Source organism: Acinetobacter soli (assembly GCF_000760595.1).
GTDB classification, from domain to species: Bacteria; Pseudomonadota; Gammaproteobacteria; order Pseudomonadales; family Moraxellaceae; genus Acinetobacter; species Acinetobacter soli.
Genome location: NZ_BBNM01000001.1, coordinates 196,677 through 216,280 on the forward strand (window position 1 = coordinate 196,677; position 19,604 = coordinate 216,280).

Annotated in this window: 19 protein-coding genes; 11 read left to right on the forward strand and 8 right to left on the reverse strand. The window is 43.8% G+C overall.

Annotation, left to right across the window (positions count from 1 at the left end):
• Positions 1 to 198: 198 nt before the first annotated feature.
• Positions 199 to 1,083 (reverse strand): 4-hydroxybenzoate octaprenyltransferase, encoded by an 885-nt coding sequence (gene ubiA / locus Aso01_RS00965; RefSeq protein WP_004938971.1) that lies wholly within the window; start codon positions 1,081 to 1,083, stop codon positions 199 to 201.
• Between the two features lie 8 nt (positions 1,084 to 1,091).
• The gene (locus Aso01_RS00970) at positions 1,092 to 1,589 is read right to left on the reverse strand and encodes a chorismate--pyruvate lyase family protein (protein WP_004938973.1); all 498 of its coding nucleotides are present in this window, start codon (positions 1,587 to 1,589) and stop codon (positions 1,092 to 1,094) included.
• A gap of 176 nt (positions 1,590 to 1,765) precedes the next feature.
• Between Aso01_RS00970 and Aso01_RS00975 the strand changes: the two genes are divergently transcribed.
• A complete protein-coding gene (locus Aso01_RS00975) occupies positions 1,766 to 1,975 on the forward strand; it encodes a hypothetical protein (RefSeq protein ID WP_228127984.1) in 210 nt (69 codons plus the stop codon).
• A 92-nt stretch (positions 1,976 to 2,067) separates the two neighbouring features.
• Here Aso01_RS00975 and glnA read toward each other — a convergent pair whose 3' ends face one another.
• A complete protein-coding gene (glnA, locus tag Aso01_RS00980) occupies positions 2,068 to 3,483 on the reverse strand; it encodes a type I glutamate--ammonia ligase (RefSeq protein WP_171063732.1) in 1,416 nt (471 codons plus the stop codon).
• Between the two features lie 344 nt (positions 3,484 to 3,827).
• Here glnA and yddG point away from each other — a divergent pair, with 344 nt between their 5' ends.
• From yddG to Aso01_RS01010, 6 genes are all read left to right on the forward strand, one after another.
• A complete protein-coding gene (gene yddG / locus Aso01_RS00985; protein ID WP_004938982.1) occupies positions 3,828 to 4,715 on the forward strand; it encodes an aromatic amino acid DMT transporter YddG in 888 nt (295 codons plus the stop codon).
• 133 nt (positions 4,716 to 4,848) lie between these two features.
• Positions 4,849 to 5,340: a hypothetical protein gene (locus tag Aso01_RS00990; RefSeq protein WP_004938985.1), complete on the forward strand. Its 492-nt coding sequence runs from the start codon at positions 4,849 to 4,851 to the stop codon at positions 5,338 to 5,340.
• A gap of 222 nt (positions 5,341 to 5,562) precedes the next feature.
• On the forward strand, positions 5,563 to 6,147 hold the full coding sequence (locus Aso01_RS00995; RefSeq protein WP_004938990.1) for an anthranilate synthase component II: 585 nt from the start codon (positions 5,563 to 5,565) through the stop codon (positions 6,145 to 6,147).
• A complete protein-coding gene (gene trpD / locus Aso01_RS01000) occupies positions 6,148 to 7,197 on the forward strand; it encodes an anthranilate phosphoribosyltransferase (protein ID WP_004938992.1) in 1,050 nt (349 codons plus the stop codon).
• 11 nt (positions 7,198 to 7,208) lie between these two features.
• Entirely contained in the window at positions 7,209 to 8,015 is an 807-nt protein-coding gene (trpC, locus tag Aso01_RS01005) for an indole-3-glycerol phosphate synthase TrpC (RefSeq protein ID WP_004939003.1), read from the forward strand.
• A 10-nt stretch (positions 8,016 to 8,025) separates the two neighbouring features.
• Complete coding sequence (locus tag Aso01_RS01010) at positions 8,026 to 8,730, forward strand: Smr/MutS family protein (protein ID WP_004939006.1); 705 nt, start codon at positions 8,026 to 8,028, stop codon at positions 8,728 to 8,730.
• A 10-nt stretch (positions 8,731 to 8,740) separates the two neighbouring features.
• On the opposite strand, the gene xdhC is transcribed toward Aso01_RS01010, so the two are convergent.
• From xdhC to xdhA, 3 genes are read right to left on the reverse strand one after another with little or no spacing between them, the layout of a single operon-like run.
• Positions 8,741 to 9,733, reverse strand: a complete 993-nt coding sequence (xdhC, locus tag Aso01_RS01015) for a xanthine dehydrogenase accessory protein XdhC (protein WP_004939013.1) — start codon at positions 9,731 to 9,733, stop codon at positions 8,741 to 8,743.
• A 3-nt stretch (positions 9,734 to 9,736) separates the two neighbouring features.
• Positions 9,737 to 12,115 (reverse strand): xanthine dehydrogenase molybdopterin binding subunit, encoded by a 2,379-nt coding sequence (xdhB, locus tag Aso01_RS01020; RefSeq protein WP_004939018.1) that lies wholly within the window; start codon positions 12,113 to 12,115, stop codon positions 9,737 to 9,739.
• A gap of 3 nt (positions 12,116 to 12,118) precedes the next feature.
• On the reverse strand, positions 12,119 to 13,618 hold the full coding sequence (xdhA, locus tag Aso01_RS01025; protein WP_004939021.1) for a xanthine dehydrogenase small subunit: 1,500 nt from the start codon (positions 13,616 to 13,618) through the stop codon (positions 12,119 to 12,121).
• A 401-nt stretch (positions 13,619 to 14,019) separates the two neighbouring features.
• Between xdhA and folE the strand changes: the two genes are divergently transcribed.
• Both folE and Aso01_RS01035 read left to right on the forward strand, forming a co-directional pair.
• Positions 14,020 to 14,568: a GTP cyclohydrolase I FolE gene (gene folE, locus Aso01_RS01030; protein WP_206541105.1), complete on the forward strand. Its 549-nt coding sequence runs from the start codon at positions 14,020 to 14,022 to the stop codon at positions 14,566 to 14,568.
• A 101-nt stretch (positions 14,569 to 14,669) separates the two neighbouring features.
• Entirely contained in the window at positions 14,670 to 15,221 is a 552-nt protein-coding gene (locus Aso01_RS01035; RefSeq protein WP_004939027.1) for a VTT domain-containing protein, read from the forward strand.
• A gap of 42 nt (positions 15,222 to 15,263) precedes the next feature.
• On the opposite strand, the gene Aso01_RS01040 is transcribed toward Aso01_RS01035, so the two are convergent.
• On the reverse strand, positions 15,264 to 16,085 hold the full coding sequence (locus tag Aso01_RS01040) for a DUF817 domain-containing protein (RefSeq protein WP_004939032.1): 822 nt from the start codon (positions 16,083 to 16,085) through the stop codon (positions 15,264 to 15,266).
• 7 nt (positions 16,086 to 16,092) lie between these two features.
• Positions 16,093 to 17,166 carry a uroporphyrinogen decarboxylase gene (gene hemE, locus Aso01_RS01045; protein ID WP_004939038.1) on the reverse strand — a complete coding sequence of 358 codons (1,074 nt, stop codon included), beginning with the start codon at positions 17,164 to 17,166 and terminating at the stop codon, positions 16,093 to 16,095.
• Between the two features lie 202 nt (positions 17,167 to 17,368).
• On the opposite strand from hemE, the gene Aso01_RS01050 reads away from it, so the two are divergent.
• Both Aso01_RS01050 and Aso01_RS01055 read left to right on the forward strand, forming a co-directional pair.
• Positions 17,369 to 18,706 carry a L,D-transpeptidase family protein gene (locus Aso01_RS01050; protein WP_004939040.1) on the forward strand — a complete coding sequence of 446 codons (1,338 nt, stop codon included), beginning with the start codon at positions 17,369 to 17,371 and terminating at the stop codon, positions 18,704 to 18,706.
• Positions 18,707 to 18,911: 205 nt separating this feature from the next.
• Positions 18,912 to 19,601, forward strand: coding sequence for a pirin family protein (locus Aso01_RS01055; protein WP_004939041.1), 690 nt, complete (start codon positions 18,912 to 18,914; stop codon positions 19,599 to 19,601).
• Positions 19,602 to 19,604: the final 3 nt, after the last annotated feature.

A 19,604-nucleotide genomic window follows, 5' to 3' on the forward strand; every position in this document is an offset into this window, starting at 1 on the left:
TGGGGGCACATGAGAACATTAGAATTTGCTTTAGTTTCATCTACCGTATTTACGTTGATTATTATGGTTTATTTGTTTGGGCAACTGGCTTACAAATAATCCGCTATAAAGCTGAAAACGAACGATTAAAAAACCGATCATAAATGATCGGTTTTTTAATTTGATTCAATATGCTGTTAATGCATTGGCGGTCTATTTTTATTGAGTCATCAATCCCATAAAAATCGCGATAAAAATCATTAGCCCTACCCAGCGATTGTGTCGAAATGCCCAGAAGCACCATTGTGGATCTTTGGTTCTGGTTTTGGTCCATTGATAAATAAAATCGGCAGCGACAATCAGCAATCCAATGATGCCCCACGGAAAAAGTAGGTCTTTCATGAATAATGCCAGACCAATCAACACCAAACTACTGATCTGTAATAAAGAAATAATGACGATATCGTATCGACCAAATAAAATCGCGGTCGATTTCACACCAATTTTCAGATCATATTCGCGATCGGTAATTGCATATTGTGTATCGTAGGCAACCGTCCATGCCAAATTACCAAAATACAATAACCAACAAACCAGATCAGGTGTTTGGCCTGCAGCAGTGTAAGCCATCGGAATAGACCACGAAAAGGCTGCTCCTAAAAACACTTGCGGTAAGTGTGTATAGCGCTTCATAAAAGGATAAATGAACGCGAGAAACAATGCGCCAAACGACCAGTAAAACGTATTTAATGGCAAAAACAGCAATAGGCAGGCACTTGCAGCGACCAAAAATAAAAACACCCAAATGGCTTCTATCGGCTGAATCACACCCGTTGCCAGCGGACGCGTTTTGGTTCTGGCCACGTGTCCATCTACTTTACGGTCGGCAAAATCATTAATTGCACAGCCTGCTGCGCGCATAAACAATACACCTAAAGACATTAAAAGCAGGATTTTTAAATTGGGTACCCCTGCACTTGCAATCCATAGTGCCCACATGGTGGGCCAAAATACCAGCTCAGTCCCAATAGGCTTATCAAAACGGCACAGATAATAATATGCTGTAAGTCGTTCTCGCCAGGTGATCGATTGTACGGATGCCATATCTATCCTTAAATGCGATGATGTTGTAAGTACGCTTCAAATGAAGGCAGAAAAGTTTCTTGGACAATAAATTTGCAACCGTGCCACGTATAACAGCTTTGCCGAGTCCAGCCCTCATTTAAACGTATGATCCGCCGCTCACACTGAGGCGTGGTTCGCTGAAATAAAAATCGGCCGATCGGTTGTTTACCAATATGTTTAAAAATACGGGCTTTTTTTTGCAAGCTTAAAATGGGGAATATACTTTTGGCCTGAACCCATGGCTGTGCTTCACATCCATAGAGTAAGCTTTCACGCACCCAAGCAATATGTGCCGCTGGCATTTTCATCCATTGACTGTCTATACGAGACATCTGCCGATAACGCTCCGATATAGGTTTCACTGAAAAGGCACCATGTGCAAGATCGGTCAATTGCTGGGTCAGTGAGCCTGATGCACATAACCATTTTTTTAATTCTGGCGTTAAATCATCATTGTATCTCTGATTTAATTGGTTTTTCTGCATGTGCAATCCACTACATTCACAAACTATAGTGTAACCGAAATCGGGCAAAGTTAAATGCTTTGAGCAAGGGTGCGATTCGGCTTTGTTGTTCTATGTTTATTAATTCTTTTTCATTGTCGCTATTTTGAGTTATCATAGATGCCGTTTAGTGATTAGACCGATTATGGTTAGGCATGATGAACGATAAATTAAAATTTATTCTGCTCTACGGTGGTATTTTCTGGGGCAGTGGCTTTACTTTTCTGACGCTGATTCATCGTTATATTTTTATTGATCAAACTTTACCTGAAGCAAGCCTGATCGGCCTGTATATCAGCTTGTGCTTTGTGGCAGGTTTGATCTGGGGTATCTGCGTATATCGCGGTATTGAAAAAAGCATTTCTTAATACGTATAAACGAATTCATTTGGATTATTGATAACTCAACAAATCGCCAATAAAAAAGCCTGCAACTTGCAGGCTTTTTTATATGAGACGTATTACAAGCTGTAGTACATATCAAATTCAACTGGGTGAGTGGTCGTGTTAAGACGACGTACATCTTCAGTTTTAAGTTCGATATATGCATCAAGCATTTCTTTAGTAAACACGCCGCCTTTTAACAAGAACTCATGGTCAGCTTGAAGCGCTTCAAGTGCCATATCTAGGCTGTGTGCAACTGTAGGAATTTTTGCTTCTTCTTCAGGAGGAAGATCGTACAAGTTCTTATCAGCAGCTTCGCCCGGATGGATCTTGTTTTGAATACCGTCGATACCCGCCATCAACAATGCAGCGAAACCGAGGTACGGGTTCATCATTGGATCTGGGAAACGTGCTTCGATACGCTTGCCTTTCGGACTAGAAACGTAAGGAATACGGATAGAAGCAGAACGGTTACGCGCTGAGTAAGCAAGCATAATCGGTGCTTCATAGTGTGGAACCAAACGCTTATAAGAGTTTGTAGATGGGTTTGTGATTGCATTCAAAGCACGCGCATGCTTGATGATACCACCGATGAAGTACAACGCCATTTCTGAAAGGCCTGCATATTCATCACCAGCAAACAAGTTCTTGCCATCTTTAGAGATTGACATGTGAACGTGCATACCAGAACCGTTATCGCCAACCATTGGTTTAGGCATAAAGGTTGCAGTTTTAGCGTATTGGTGCGCAACGTTGTGAACAGCATATTTAAACTGTTGTACTTCGTCTGCTTTACGAACCATAGTGTTGAAGCTTACACCAATTTCTAACTGGCAAGATGCAACTTCGTGGTGGTGTACTTCTACACGACCAGGCCCCATGATTTCTTCGATTTTGTTACACATCTCAGCACGCATATCATGCGAAGAATCTACTGGAGGAACTGGGAAGTAACCGCCTTTTACACGTGGACGGTGGCCAGAGTTACCAGACTCGTAATCTTTACCAGTTGACCATGCAGCTTCTTCAGCAATCAATGTATGGCGCGCGCCAGACATATCGATTTCCCATTTTACTTCGTCAAAAACGAAGAATTCAGGTTCTGGGCCAAAGAATGCAGTATCACCGATACCAGTTGATTTTAAATATTCTTCTGCACGACGAGCAATCGAACGTGGATCACGCTCGTAACCTTGACCAGTAGATGGCTCAATAACGTCACAAGTTACAACAACAGTTGGTTCGGCAAAGAACGGATCGATAAAACCAGTTTCTGCATCTGGACGTAAGATCATGTCTGATGCTTCAATGCCTTTCCAACCTGCAATTGAAGAACCGTCGAACATTTTACCGTCTTCAAATGTATCTTCATCAATTGAATCAGCTGGGTAAGTAACGTGCTGCTCTTTCCCTTTTGTATCCGTAAAGCGAAAATCGACCCATTTTGCGCCACTTTCTTGTATGAGTTTAAGGACCTTGTTCGCCATGCTCATTTTGCTCCAATGAAGTATTATTGCACTTGTGAAGTGCGTGTTAGTCGTTGGCAGTTATTAAGCAAATCTCGTACCAACTTTAAAAAACACATCTAATTGTTTGAATTTTAATTCAAATTAGATACGCGTCCAGCTACCTGTTTGAACCATTATACTGTTTGTGTTTTGAATTGCACCATATTCAAACATTTTTGAGGCATGCTTTTCACAAAACCCACAAATAGCATCAAAATAGTGCAATTTTAAATAATTGGCTTAATCCAGTGCATAATTTGCGCGATGTAGTGGTGATGTCGATGCACTTTTTATACACTACGCCAGATTTATTCAATAATTTTGACATCATGACCCGCAGCAAAGCCAATTTTATCGGTATTACCTCTATCATGATCTGGGCATGTATGGTCAGTGGCGTGAAAATGATCACTGAACAGTTGGGTGCTATTTTGGGTGTTGCACTAATTTATAGCATCAGTGCGTTGTGCGTGGCGTTTATAGATAGGAAATACTTGTGGCAAACATTGCCTCGACGTTACCTGCTAATCTGTGGCAGTTGCTTCGTACTTTATGAAGTTTTATTTTTGTGCTCAATCGGTTTATCCAAAACACGTGAGGAAGCGCTTATTCTGGCCATGATCAATTATTTATGGCCATGTTTCACCTTGTTTTTGTCCTATCTACTCGGACAGCTCAACTTTAAAGCGCCAGCCTTTGCCGGTTTGATCCTTTCTATTTTAGGGCTGCTCTTGATTGTCAATCCGAGCATTGTTTCGGCTGAGGGCTTCATTCAAACACTTTCAAATAATCCACTGGCTTATACACTGGCCTTTTGTGGCGCAATTTTATGGTCCTTATATTGTGTTTTCACGCCACGTTATGCCCAAGGTAAAAATGGAATCGCCTTATTTTTTTGCCTGACCAGTGTGGCCTTATGGCTGTTATTTTGCCTGAGTGATCAAGCATGGCAAACGCCAAGTTTAAGCATGGGCCTCATGATTATTGTGGTTGGCGCTTTGGTTGGAATTGCTTATAAAAACTGGAATCAGAGCTTACAGTTTGGAAATATCCAATTGTTGTTATTGGCTTCTTATTTTACGCCTATTTTGTCGAGTTTAATGAGCAGTCTTATCTTGCATACCTTACCTAGCTGGAGCTTCTGGCTCGGAACGCTCGGTGTTAGCTTCGGTGCAATGTTAAGTTGGAAGTTTAGTACACCTTTGAGAAAAGTTTAATCAATTTCATAAGATAAAGATATATTATTGATTTACCTTAAATTATTTCAATTTATCCATAGGTATTCACTTGATTGAATAAATACATTGTGGAATGATAATCTTAAAATTTCTTAGCAATGGAATAAAAAAAATGAAAGTAGCATTGATCAGTGCATTTTTGATGTTGATTTACAGTACTGTCAGTTTTGCCAACCTGAGCGATAAAATGATCGCAGAATGTCAATTTGACTATGATGATTTTAATTTTTGTAGCAAAGAAAATATTGAGAAATATAAACATGCTCTTGCGACAAAACAACCTAATTTTGATACTGATAAACTATTATTAAATGTGGGAATAAAAGATTATGTGCGATTTGTTGCGATAGATACAAAAACAGGAGTGGTGTTTCCACTGAATGATGCAATTTCTGGATACACTGATTCAAGAAATACTAGAAAAGAACACCCTCCAATTATTGACTATTCTTTAAACAACAAAGAGTTATGCGTTGAGGGTGAATTGTATGCTTATCGAGATGCTTACAACCATGCAAAAGTGTGCTATGCAATTCAGGATCGACCAGAATCAACTTTTAAAAAAGAATTTCGTCGTATGTCTACACCTGTCGAAATTGATTAGATCACGACACAATGACTAATACTAATCAGTTAGATGAAGTAATCTAAAGACTTAGATTGGATACATAGTCAAACCAACAGAAATTAGTGATAATATAGCCACCGATTAAGGTGGCTTTTTAATACTTAAATTGGGGTCACTTTCATCACATTGAGTACAGAATTGAGTACGATTTAATACCAATTTCTAAAAGTTTTTTAATCACAAAGGCTTATATCTAAAATGCTTCTCATGATCGACAATTACGACTCCTTTACGTATAACATCGTCCAATATTTTGGCGAGTTAAATCAAGACGTTAAAGTGGTTCGCAATGACCAAGTCACTCTTGAGGACATTGAACGATGGCAGCCGAAGTATTTGGTGGTGGGTCCTGGACCTTGTTCTCCAACTGAAGCAGGAATTTCAATTCCTGCCATTCATCACTTTGCCGGCAAAATTCCATTACTCGGTGTGTGTTTGGGGCATCAAGCAATTGGACAAGCCTTTGGTGGACAGGTCATTCGCGCGAAAACCGTGATGCATGGTCGTTTGTCGGATATGTATCATTCTGATAAGGGAATCTTTAGCAACCTGCCTTCACCATTTTCTGCGACACGCTATCACTCTTTGGTGATCGAACAGGAGACCTTGCCTGAGTGTCTGGAAGTGACCTGCTGGACCAATCAGAACGATGGTTCAATCGAAGAAATCATGGGTGTAAAGCATAAGACACTGCCTGTAGAAGGTGTGCAGTTTCACCCAGAATCCATTTTGAGCCAGCACGGACACCAAATCTTCAAGAATTTTTTAGAGATTTATGCATAAATGAATATTCAACAAGCATTAAACCACATTACCAAAAACATTCATTTGACTCAGCCGCAAATGGAAGATGTGATGCGCAGCATCATGCAAGGTGAAGCCACAGACGCACAAATTGGTGCGCTGATGATGGGCCTTCGCATGAAAGGTGAAAGCATTGATGAAATTACTGCCGCTGCACGCGTCATGCGTGAACTGGCCATTAAAATTGATGTCAGTGATATCCCACATTTGGTAGATATCGTGGGAACAGGTGGAGATGGTCAAAATCTGTTTAATGTCTCGACCGCTTCAAGCTTCGTCATTGCAGCAGCAGGCGCAACCATTGCCAAACATGGTAACCGTGGTGTATCAAGCAAATCTGGCTCTTCAGATTTGCTTGAACAGGCTGGAATTAATCTTGATTTAGATATGCAGCAAACAGAGCGATGCATCCGTGAAATGGGTGTGGGTTTTCTATTTGCTCCCAATCATCATAAAGCTATGAAATACGCAGTTGCGCCTCGTCGTGAATTGGGCATACGAAGTATTTTCAACCTTCTTGGCCCGCTTACGAATCCGGCTGGGGTAAAGCGCTTTGTGCTTGGGGTATTTTCAGATGAATTGTGCCGTCCGATTGCCGAGGTGATGAGACAACTCGGTGCCGAGCATGTGATGGTGGTGCATTCTAAAGATGGCCTAGATGAAATCAGCCTGGCCTCGGCAACCCATGTGGCTGAACTTAAAAATAATGAAATCACCGAATGGGTTTTAAACCCCGAAGATGTGGGAATTCCCTCACAAACGTTATCGGGTTTGATTGTGGCCGATTCGAGTGAAAGCCTCAAGCTGATTAAAGACGCACTTGGGCGTAACAAATCTGACCTCGGCGAAAAAGCAGCCAATATGATTGCATTAAACGCAGGTGCTGGCATCTATGTTTCTGGCTTGAGTACCAGTTACAAGCAAGGTGTGGCCTTGGCACATGATATTATTTATGGGGGTCAGGCCCTCGAAAAAATGAGTATTTTGTCCGAGTTTACCAAAGCACTCAAACACTATTCGAACACGTGAGGTTATCCAAAATGATTCAAATTCAAAATACCATCTTGGGTAAAATTGTCGATCGCAAACATGAAGAACTTGCGGCGCGTTTACAGCAACGTAGCCTTCAAGATATCGAAGCGCTGGCACAAGCGGCCTCACCTGTGCGTGGCTTTGCACGTGCATTAAATGCTAAGCGCCCAGGCGTGATTGCTGAAATTAAAAAAGCATCACCCTCCAAAGGTGTGATTCGAGCCGACTTTAACCCTGCTGAAATTGCAGCACAATATGAGCAGGCGGGTGCAGCGTGCTTGTCGGTATTGACCGATGTCGATTTCTTTCAAGGTCATGATGACAATATCGCGATTGCGCGCAACAATTGTCAGCTACCTGCACTGCGTAAAGACTTTTTGGTCGATCCATATAATGTGATTGAAGCACGTGCCCTCCATGCCGACTGTATTTTGCTGATTGTGGCATGCTTGTCTGATCAGCAACTCGAAGAGATGTCAAAAACAGCATTTGAGTACAATCTGGATGTATTGGTTGAAGTACATGACGAAGAAGAACTTGAGCGTGCGCTCAGACTTTCCGAAAAATGTATTCTTGGCGTCAACAATCGTAATTTGAAAACCTTCGATGTAGACTTAAACACCAGTTTACGCTTGAAGCGTTTACTTGATCCGTCACGTTTATTGGTAACCGAAAGTGGTATCGCCACTCCGGCCGATATTGCAATGATGCAGGAACATGATATTCATGCGTTCTTGGTGGGTGAAAGTTTTATGAAACAACCTCGACCTGATCAGGCCTTTACTGCATTGTTTGGCCACCCTGCTACGATTTAAAACGAGTCCTATGAGTAATAAAGATTCTGCGCTGTCTAAAGAACAGCAAAAATTATTAAAGCAGTTTAAAAAGCAGATCAGTCAGCCGCATTCACACGCCACTGAAAATCGTAGTGAGCATGCAACAAACAGTGCCGATCAGCCAGTGGATCGTGAGGCTGAAGAGCTAGATTTGTTTAAAAAAGCGCTGCAAGGTGTCAAGCCGATTGATCATGGCAATGTTGCAGATATCAAACCCAAGCGCAGCAAAAAAGTAGATGCTCAGATTTTAGCAAAACGGGCGGCGGCTGAAGGTGCGATCGAAAGTGAACTCGCTGAGCTTTCGGATACGCAGGCGGCATTAAATCCTGTCGCAAGCCAAGCCAGTTTGAGTTATCGCATTGCGACGCTACAGCATAAAGTCTTTGAAGACCTAAAAGCTGGAAAAATGCGCTGGTTTGAAGCAGTCGATCTGCACGGCTGTACTGTTGAACAAGCGCGTGCTGCGGTCTTGCAAATTATTCAGATGGCCAAGACCGAAAACCAAAACGTGATTAAGATCGTGCATGGTAAAGGGCCAGAAGCCATTTTGAAGACTTACGTGAATGGTTGGCTGCGCCAGCACCGTGATGTTCTGGCTTTTGTGAGTGCCCCAGAAAATCAGGGGGGTACAGGCGCTGTTCTGGTCTTGCTCAAACGTGCTGAGAAAAATCCAATATATAAAACCAAGAAATGATGCGACAGCATCATTTCTTTTGATCGAAGATTTGAAGTAGCTCTGCCACTACCGAAACGGCGATGATGGCAGGTTGCTTCGAACTAATGCCTGTAATACCAATTGGACAGACCAAACGCTGTAATTGGGCCTGCTCATAGCCCCTCGCCTGCATACGTTTTTCAAAAATGGCACGTTTACTTTTAGAGCCAATCATTCCGACATAAGCAAAGCGTGATTGTGAAGATTTAAGCGCCTCCATGCACAACTGCAAATCTTGCTGATGATCATGAGTCAAAATCAGGATTGCACCTTGCGGATCAAACCGCGCAATTTCTGCCTCTGGCACATCAGTACAAACACAATTGACCTGTTTGAGTAAATCTGGCGGAAAAATATTGTCACGGCTATCGACCCATGTCACTTGCACCCCGATTGGTTGTAAACACCGTACGATCGCCTCCCCGACATGTCCTGCACCAAATAACAAAACCTTCAGGGCATAGGGTTGAACACACTGCTGCCAGCGCCAACCGGTTTCACCTCTTTCAAAAATAGCGATAGATGGCACCTGTGCTGGAGTCACTTGCCAGTTCGAATGCCCATTTTCATGTACTTGCCGCTCGATAGGTTGCCCTGATTGCCACGCAGCATAAGCAGATGCCAGCATTGAAGCATGCTCTCGTGGCTGGAGTTTTTCAAACAGCAACCACATCACACCGCCACAACACTGCCCCAGCCGTGCACTTAAATTAAAACGTTCGACAAAAAGCGTTCGCTTATCGGTACCTTTCAGCATGGCCTGCGCAATATCGAAGGCTTGAAACTCAAGATGCCCACCACCGATGGTATCGGACTGATAAACCTGATTGTCGCGCAAGCCGAGCAGCATCGTTGCACCCACTTCACGCGGAGTGGATCCGTCAGCACGAACCACGGTCACCAAAACTACGGACGATGATTCAGCACAACCATGTAGTGAAACGTGTGCCAAATCATGCCACCACTGTAAATGTTGTTGCATGGCTTATTTCAAACGCGGTTGAGGACGTTCTGCAAGCGCTTGACCGCGACCAATTGCAATCGCGCGTAAGATTTCTTCGGCTGTGGCCGGCGCATTAAGTACCAGCGGTGCATCCTTTGGAATGGTCGACTGTACAGCTTGCCGAATGGCAGAAAACACTGAAAGCCCGAGCATAAACGGCGGCTCACCAACCGCTTTTGAACGGTAAATGGTATCGGCCTCGTTGCTGTTATCAAACAGTTTCACATGAAATACCGGCGGTATATCCAGACTGGTCGGGATTTTATAGGTTGACGGTGCATGCGTGAACAAACGGCCTGCATGCGGCCCTTGAGGTTGCCAGCACAGCTCTTCTGTAGTCAGCCAGCCCATACCTTGTATAAAGCCACCTTCAATCTGACCAATATCGATTGCAGGATTAATCGAACGGCCGACATCATGCAAAATATCTGCACGAAGTACTTTCATTTCGCCAGTTAAAGTATCAATCGCAACTTCGCTCGCAGCTGCCCCGTAGGCATAATAAAAGAATGGCCGGCCTAAATGATTGACCTGATCATAGTGAATTTCAGGCGTTTTATAAAATCCACTGTCCCAGAGTTGTACGCGGGCCATATAAGCACGATGCACCAGTTCATCAAATGGCCAAGACAAACCGCTTTGCGTGCTCACGGTATTATTTTCAAAATGTACAGTCGATGCTTCTGTCTGGCTGATTTCGGCAGCTAACTGGCTTAAGCGCTCACGAATCTTGATACAGGCATTTTGCACAGCTTTACCGTTTAGGTCTGCACCACTCGATGCAGCAGTGGCTGAGGTATTTGGTACACGCGACGTATCGGTGGCAATTAAACGCACTTTTTCAATCGATAGTCCAAGCTCATGTGCAGCGACCTGACGTACTTTGGTATATAAGCCTTGCCCCATCTCAGTACCGCCATGGGTAATGGCCACTGTTCCATCCATGTACACATAAACCAAGGCACCCGCCTGATTATAATGCACCGCATTGAATGAAATACCAAACATGAGCGGAGTCAATGCCAGACCGCGTTTGATGATGCTGTTGTCACGATTGAACTGCTCAATTTCGGCTTTTCGCTCGAAATAACGACTTGAAACCAGTAGCTCTTCGACAATTTTTGGTGCGACATTGTCTCGCACTTCGGCACCGTAATGCATACGGTCACGGCCTTGCCCCGGTTTTTCCGCAAAAAAATTCTTTTGACGAATATGTACCGGATCGCAGTTTAAATAGCGGGCAATATCATCAAGGATATTTTCAATCACAAACATGCCCTGCGGGCCACCAAAGCCACGATACGCCGTATTTGAAACGGTATTGGTTTTGCAGCGTAGGTTACGAATTTGCACCGCATTTAAATAATAGGCATTTCCAAGATGACAAATGGCTCGCTCGTTGACTGGGCCAGATAAATCGGCAGAAAAGCCACAATTGGATGCCAATTGAACTTTAAGACCATGCAACAAACCGTCCTGATCGAAGGCCACCGACCACTCATAGGCAAAACCATGACGTTTGCCGGTTGACGTCATGTCGTCGTCACGGTCTAAACGTAGCTTACACGGACGGCCCGAGTGCTGCGCTGCCAAGGAGGCAATGCAGGCCCACTGCGCCGACTGCGATTCTTTACCACCAAAACCACCACCCATACGGCGTGCTTCAACACTGACCTGATGCATATGTAGGCCCAGTGCATGGCAAATCAATAGTTGCATTTCGGTCGGATGCTGTGTGGAGCAATAAACTTTTAAGCTCTGATCTTCCAAAGGCACTGCATAAGAGATCTGCCCTTCGAGATAAAAATGCTCTTGCCCACCCAAATCGATTGAACCACTTAGTCGATGAGGTGCATGCTCAAACGCGGCATCGACCTCACCATGCGAAAACTCGACGGGTGGCAACACCCAAGATTGCTGCTCGATTGCATCTTGAATACTTAAAATAGGGGTTTCTGCGGCGTACTCAATTTTGGCTAAACGTACTGCTTGGCGAGCATGCTGATAGGTATCGGCAGCCACCACAAACAAGGCTTGACCATAAAACTCCACTTCTCCATCGGCAAAAATAGGATCATCTTTGACAATTGGCCCCCAGTTGTTTTCGATCTGGATGTCTGCTGCGGTATACACTGCATGTACGCCCTGTGCAGCGCGTACAGCCTCTAGGTCAAATGCTGTGATCTTGCCTTTGGCACATTTTGAAAAGCCGACGGCCAAGTGCAAGGTATTTGCAAGTTCGGGCATATCATCGATATACACCGCCTCACCCGTCACGTGCAAATGAGCACTTTCATGCGCAATAGACTGTCCTGCTTTGGCAGAACGCTGACGAGGATTCAGGTCAATTGAATGATTCATCTTTTATGCCTCCACCATCGTAATCAGATTATCGATACGCGTGATCGATTGTGGATGAATATGTTCAACAAAAAAACGTTCTAAACAGTTCTTTGCCACTTGCAAACGATACGCAGCGCTGGCACGCCCGTCATTCAGTGGCTGGTAGTCTTGCTCCATGGCTACTTGTGCCTCACGCAGTAAAGCCATATCAAAAGGCTGACCAAGCAAAACCGCTTCGGTATGAACAGCACGTTTTGGAATCGCCGCCATTCCACCAAAAGCGATTTTGATGGATTGCACCACATGATACTCATCGAGCTCGCAACTGAGTGCAGCACATACAGCAGAAATATCCTGCTCAAAACGCTTGGAAATTTTATATGTGGCCACTTTAAGCGCTGAATCTTTAGCACGTACAGGCACTAAGATGGCTTCTACAAATTCGCCTTGTTGAAGGTCTGTTTTTTGATAATCCAGATAAAAGTCTTCTAATGCAATTTCACGTGTTTGCTGGCCACAGCGTAAGCGCAGACGCGTATTTAAAGTCATGAGCACAGGCATGGAATCGCCAATTGGTGAGCCATTGGCAATATTTCCACCTAGCGTACCTGCATTTTTAATGGGCATCGAAGCAAAGCGGCGCTGTAATTCGGCCAATTCTGGATAGATGACAGAAATATGAGTTAGAGCATCGGTTAAGGTGACATTTGCACCAATACAGAGCTGACCCTCTTGAAGATTGACATGTTTTAGTGCTTCAACCTGCCCAATATAGAGCATATCGCCCAAATGACGACCTTGTTTGGTCACCCACAGCCCCACATCGGTACTGCCTGCCACTAAACGAGCCTGCGGATATTGCACGCGCAAATCAGCAAATGCATCTAAGCTTTTCGGTGCAAAAAACTGCGCGGACGCATGACGAAACTCAAGTGCTGGTAACTGCTGTAACTGTTTGAGTACCTCAATAATGTTTTGGCGTGCTAAACGGATGGTTGGGTAATCATAGGCTTTTTGTGCAGCATCCAAAATTGGGCGATAGCCTGTGCAGCGGCACAAATTGCCAGATAAATAGTTATGAACAGTCTCTTTAGACGGCGCATTCGGCTCATTTTCATACATGGCCCAAAGCGACATAATAAAGCCCGGCGTACAAAAGCCACACTGTGAGCCATGTAATTCGACCATGGCCTGCTGAACCGGATGTAAGGACTGATCTTCAGACATCGACAACTGTTTTAAATCTTCTACGGTAAATAACGCTTTGCCGTCTAGTGTAGGTAAAAACTGAATACAGGCATTGACGCTACGTAACTGCAACTGCTGATTGACCAACTCACCAATGACCACCGTACATGCACCACAATCGCCCTCGGCACAGCCTTCTTTGGTGCCGGTTTGACGACCCTGTTGAGCCAATCCATGTTCACGTAAAAACTGCAAAACCGTCATGACAGGTGAAACACCTTGGACCTGCTGCGTTTGTCCGCGAAAAAAGAAAGTAATTGGACGTTCCGACATGTTTTATCCTTGAATTTTACATCATGACCTTAAGCATGCTGATAAACAGCAAGTTAAGTGCCATTAAAACGCTATCTTGTTGATCTGAATGGCTTTGAATAATCATTATTTGATTTAGAATATAAACTGAATATCCAAATAAATGACGCCTCACAACGGCCCGATCTCGATAGAAAAAAAGAAACTGTTGTGATCAGGTGTATCACAAAGCGGCCGATAAAACGAGTCGAAAGCGAGGCAAAGCGCTCTGAATTGCACATTTTTTTCATGAAAATGCAGCATCTTTTATGCATCGGCACCAGAAGCGTATAAATATAGCGCGACAAGATATGAACATCTGAGCATGTTCTGATACAATGCCGAGCTTGTTTAGTAAAGTTAAGTCAAAACGTCTTATGTCAATGCAGCAATCCTATGCCAATATCCTGACCGCAGTGGGCGAAGACTTAAATCGTCCTGGGCTTAAAGATACGCCAATCCGCGCTGCCAAGGCATTTTCGTTTTTAACCTCGGGCTATGGCAAAAGTTTGGAAGAAGTGACCAACAACGCCGTATTTCCTTCAGATAACCATGAAATGGTTTTGGTTAAAAATATTGAATTCTATTCTTTATGTGAACACCATTTACTGCCATTCTATGGACGTGTGCACATTGCATATCTTCCTGAAGGCCAAGTGCTCGGACTTTCTAAATTTGCGCGCATTACAGAAATGTTTGCTCGACGTCTACAAATTCAGGAGAATTTAACCCAGCAAATCGCACAGGCTGTTGAAGAAGTGACCAAAGCACGTGGTGTGGCGGTGATGATTGATTCAGCGCATATGTGCATGATGATGCGAGGTGTAGGCAAGCAAGAATCGACAACACGGACCGTTTCTTTTATTGGCGATTTTAAAACTGACAAGGAAGCAAGACGCGAATTTTTAAGCGCAGTACCTGAAAGCTATTAATGAGCTGACGTTTGATGTGCGTTGAGTGTCTATCTGAGTCAGTCGTATCTTGGGTTAATACATTAACGAAGAGGTAAAAACGTAGTGAAGGTAGATAATTAATGGAATTTTTTGATTTCTTGATTGGATTTGAAAATTATTTACCTATCCTGATCCAAGAATATGGATTGTGGATTTATGCCATCTTATTTTTGATTATTTTTGCAGAAACTGCTTTTATTTTTATGTTCTTTTTGCCCGGTGACAGTCTGTTGCTGGCGGTGGGTGCCTTGTGTGCCACCACAGCGATTATGAATCTGGGCTTTATTATTTTCTTGTTATTTCTTGCGGCAACCTTGGGCTATATCGTCAATTATCATATTGGACGCCGAATGGGCGTACGTGTTTTTGAAGTCAAATCCCGCTTTATCAAACATGAATATCTGTTAAAAACGCACGATTACTTTCGTCGTCATGGCGCCATTACCATTTTGATCGCGCGCTTTATTCCGTTTGCACGTTCATTTGCACCCTTTGCTGCGGGTTCTAGCGGTATGAACTATACCGTGTTTTCAATTTATAACGTGATTGGTGCATTTATCTGGATTGCGATTTTGGTGACGGCAGGTTATTTGCTGGGCCATACCGTCATGATGATTGGTGATATTGACTAATCAGTGGTTGCTGCACTTGTACTTTATAGTGCAGCAACATGCTTAACGATTTGCGTTTGTTTGATGCTGAGCATGCAACTGCCACGAACCGGTGGCACTGCGCTGACCCAGTATCTTGAGCACAAGCACCAGACTTAATAAGAGTAATAAATACCACGATCCGAGCTTGCCCCAGCCCACCATATGCCACGCATCGACCTGACTGGGGTAAAGCCAGATCTTATAAAATGTACTGATGTTCTCTGCTATCCAAATGAGAAAGGCCAGCAAAATCAAGACAGGTAACATCGGCAAATTAAACCGTTTTTGATCGAGCTGAAAGCTTAAACGCGTTTTCCAAAACATGACCACACTGACCGCAAAAAGAACGTAGCGGATATCAGGCACAAAAAATTTGGTCATGAAATTCAAATAAGACAACACCGCCAAACCGATCATCAGGCCAAATGTAGGCAACCTTGTGAAAGATACCGAGTACAAGCGTAGCGAACGTGCAAAAAAACTCCCTACCGCAGAGTACATAAAGCCCGCAAACAGCGGAACCGTCCAGAGCCGGAATGCTGCGGGCTGTGGATACTGCCATGAAGCAATTGCAGGATGCGTTAGAAATATCTCCATGACCATCGCCATGAGATGAAATAACGCAATCACACGTACTTCTGCCCACGACTCTAACTTGAGGTAAATCAGGCACACCTGAATAATGACCGCATAAAACAGCAAATAATCATAACGAAAAAAACCGTAGTACTCCCGACTGCCCATGGGCGCAGTGAGCGCAAATGCAATCAAGAGCAATAAACCAAACAAGGCAGCCGAAGCTGCCTTAAATCCAAATAAACACGTGAGTTTGAGTGGGTACACGAGTGGCTTATCCTAAATATTTCGCGCTGTACTCATGTACGGTATCGACAAAAATTTTGGGTTGATCTGGATTGACCCATTGCGTAATACCATGACCAAGATTGGCCACATAGCCAGTTTTTTCACCGTTGGCATAGGCATCATCGAGCATGGCTTTCACCGATTTTTGAATACTCTCGGCGTCACCATACAGTACAGCCGGATCGAGATTACCTTGTAAAGCCACCCGCCCTGCCACGGTTTGACGCGCCACATTTAATGGCGTGGTCCAGTCGAGACCTAAAGCATCTGCGCCAGATGCCACCATTGGCTCAAGCCATTGACCGCCGCCTTTAGTGAATATAATTACCGGAACACGACGACCATCATTTTCACGCTTTAGACCAGCCACGATTTTACGCATGTAATTGAGCGAAAACTCATGGTATTCACGATGTGCCAGAGCGCCGCCCCAACTGTCAAAAATCTGAACTGCCTGTGCACCTGCATCGATTTGAGCATTTAAGTAATCAATTACTGCCACGGCTAGTCGGTCGAGTAAGGCATGCAACACTTCTGGCTGCGCATACATCATGTGTTTGGTGTAACGAAAATCCTTACTTGATCCGCCTTCGACCATATAAGTGGCCAATGTCCAAGGGCTACCAGAAAAACCAATCAACGGCACTTGCCCGCCCAGTGCCGAACGGATGGTTGATACCGCATTCATGACATAGTCTAAATCGGATGCAGCATTGAAATTTGGCAATGCCAGCACATCTTGTTCACTGCGGATGGTTTTTTTAAATTTTGGCCCCTCACCCGCTTCGAAATAAAGCCCAAGCCCCAACGCATCGGGAATGGTAAGAATATCGGAGAATAAAATTGCGGCATCAAGATCGTAGCGACGTAAAGGTTGTAAAGTCACTTCACAAGCAAATTCGGTATTTTTGCAAAGCGATAAAAAGTCACCCGCTTGAGCGCGTGTTTGACGATATTCTGGTAAATAACGACCTGCCTGACGCATCATCCAGACTGGCGTGGTATCGACGGGCTCCTGCAATAAAGCACGTAGAAAACGATCATTTTTTAAAGCCGTCATTTACTTTCTCAATCTAAATACTTATCTTGATCGCATAATAACAAAAAGAATTGGCCATGAATAAGGGCAAAATCCGAGAAATTATACAAACACTCGGGAAAGCAGGATTTACACAAAACAAATACTGCATCGCCAATTAATTTCTGTAATACTTGCAATGTTTTATACCCTGAAATATGAATAATTCTTAAGGTTGAAGTGCATGTTTGTTCGCTCTTTACTCGCATTGAGTCTAAGCTGCATCATTAGCGGTACAGTTTTCGCGGCTTCAACGGTTGAGCAACCGTTGCATCCTAAAGTCGTTCGTAGTACAGATTTAGTTCAAGATCCGATTGATCCACTTGCTGTAGATGCATCGACCAAATCTAGCAACACAGTCAATTATAAGCCTGTGACTGCTGCGCGTAATGCATCTGCGGCATCGAGCCCGGCTGCTGCTTCTGCACCAGTTGCGGCATCTGCTCCAGATAGCGCATCCATTACAGCGCAAGAAGAAAAAGATCTGAACCAAGCGTCGGCAACGCTACAGCGTCTTGAAAGCACAGAAGATAAGCAAGCCGACACAGGTGCAGCTCCTTCAAGCGCACCAGCGGCAAAAACAGCAGCAAGCAGCAAGACTGCTCAGGCACCCGCAAAAGTGACCTGGACGCTAGACAGTCTCAATAATGCCGACTGGTATGAAAATATTGGCCGTGGTCAGTTCCCAGTCTATGCACGCGCGCAAGTCATGCTAAACAATACTCATGCTTCTCCGGGTGCTATTGATGGTACCAGCGGCATGAATACATTAAAGGCGTTGTCTTCGTTTCAACAAATGAACGGTTTAAAAGCCACAGGCGAACTCACCAAAGAAACGTGGGATGCATTACTGGCCAAACAAAACAAACCGGCTTATGTTGAATACACCCTGACTGAAGATGACTTGAAAGGTCCGTATGCGGCGTCTATTCCACACGATTACGCACAACAAGCCAAAATGAAAGGTTTGTACTATGTACGTGTGACCGAAATGCTGGGTGAAAAATTCCATATGGATGAAGACTTTTTGAAAAAGTTAAATCCGAAGGCAACCTTTAAAAAGGCCGGCGAAAAAATCATTGTGGCGAATGTGCGCAACGATTTACCAGAAGACATTCACTTGATTATTGCGCACAAAGGCGCACGTCAGTTGTATCTCTTTAATAGCCGCAACCAGATGATTGCCTCTTTCCCTGCAACGATTGGTAGTAGCGATACACCGTCACCAGCAGGTACTTACAAAGTGGTGGGTGTGGCACGTAATCCGTGGTATAGCTACTCGCCAAGTAACTTTGTTCAAGGCAATAACTTAAAGCCACTTTCTTTACCACCAGGCCCGAATGGCCCTGTAGGGAATATCTGGATTGGCTTGAGCAAGAAATCATTTGGTATTCATGGTACACCTAATCCATCTGCTATTTCTAAAACTGCATCTCACGGATGTATCCGTTTAACCAACTGGGATGCCAACGACTTGGGTAACAAGGTGCGTAGTGGTGTAACTGTTCGTTTCTTAGAATAATTTTGCTTCTTAAAAAAGCCTGCACGTGCAGGCTTTTTTTATTTTCAAGATAAAAACAAATTGTCCTATAATTAATGTATGTTTATACGTTGGCATAATACCGTACTAAATTTAGGACAATTTGTTCTGATTCTATGGTTTTTGGCGATATTCAATCTTGTTAATCTACTCACATGAAAGAACGACAATATTTGGGAGATACCGCATGAATGCTTATCTACATCGCAGTGAAAACCGTGGTCATGTCCAAGCTGGTTGGCTAAATACCTATCACAGCTTTTCATTTGGTAGCTGGTACAACCCGAAATATATGGGAGTTGGGCCACTTCGTGTGATTAATGACGATACCATTGCCGCAAATAACGGATTTGGTACTCACCCACATGACAATATGGAAATTCTGACCTATGTCACGCATGGCCGTTTAACGCATCGCGACAGTATGGGCAACGAAGAGTACATCCATGCGGGTGAATGGCAATTGATGAGTGCAGGTACGGGTGTTCAGCACAGTGAAATCAATAACACGGATGAACCGGTACATTTGTTTCAAATCTGGATTCAACCAAATGTCCGTAATGCCGAGCCGAGTTATCAGCAAATCAAGCTTGACCCGCATGCTGCACCGAATCAGTGGCATTTGATTGTAGGCCCAGATGATACCGCACCGATGTTTATTCGTCAGAATGCTGAGGTTAAAGCTGCGGTACTTGAGGCTGGACAATCACTTGAAATTGCGACCACCAAAAAACATAATTTTGTGCATGTGGTATCGGGTCAAATTATGATTGAAGACCAAATTGTAAAAGCGGGTGATGCGCTGCTGTTTAATGAAAAAACAGCGATTAATGCGCTTGAAGACAGTGAAATGATTTGGTTTGATTTACCCGCTTGATTG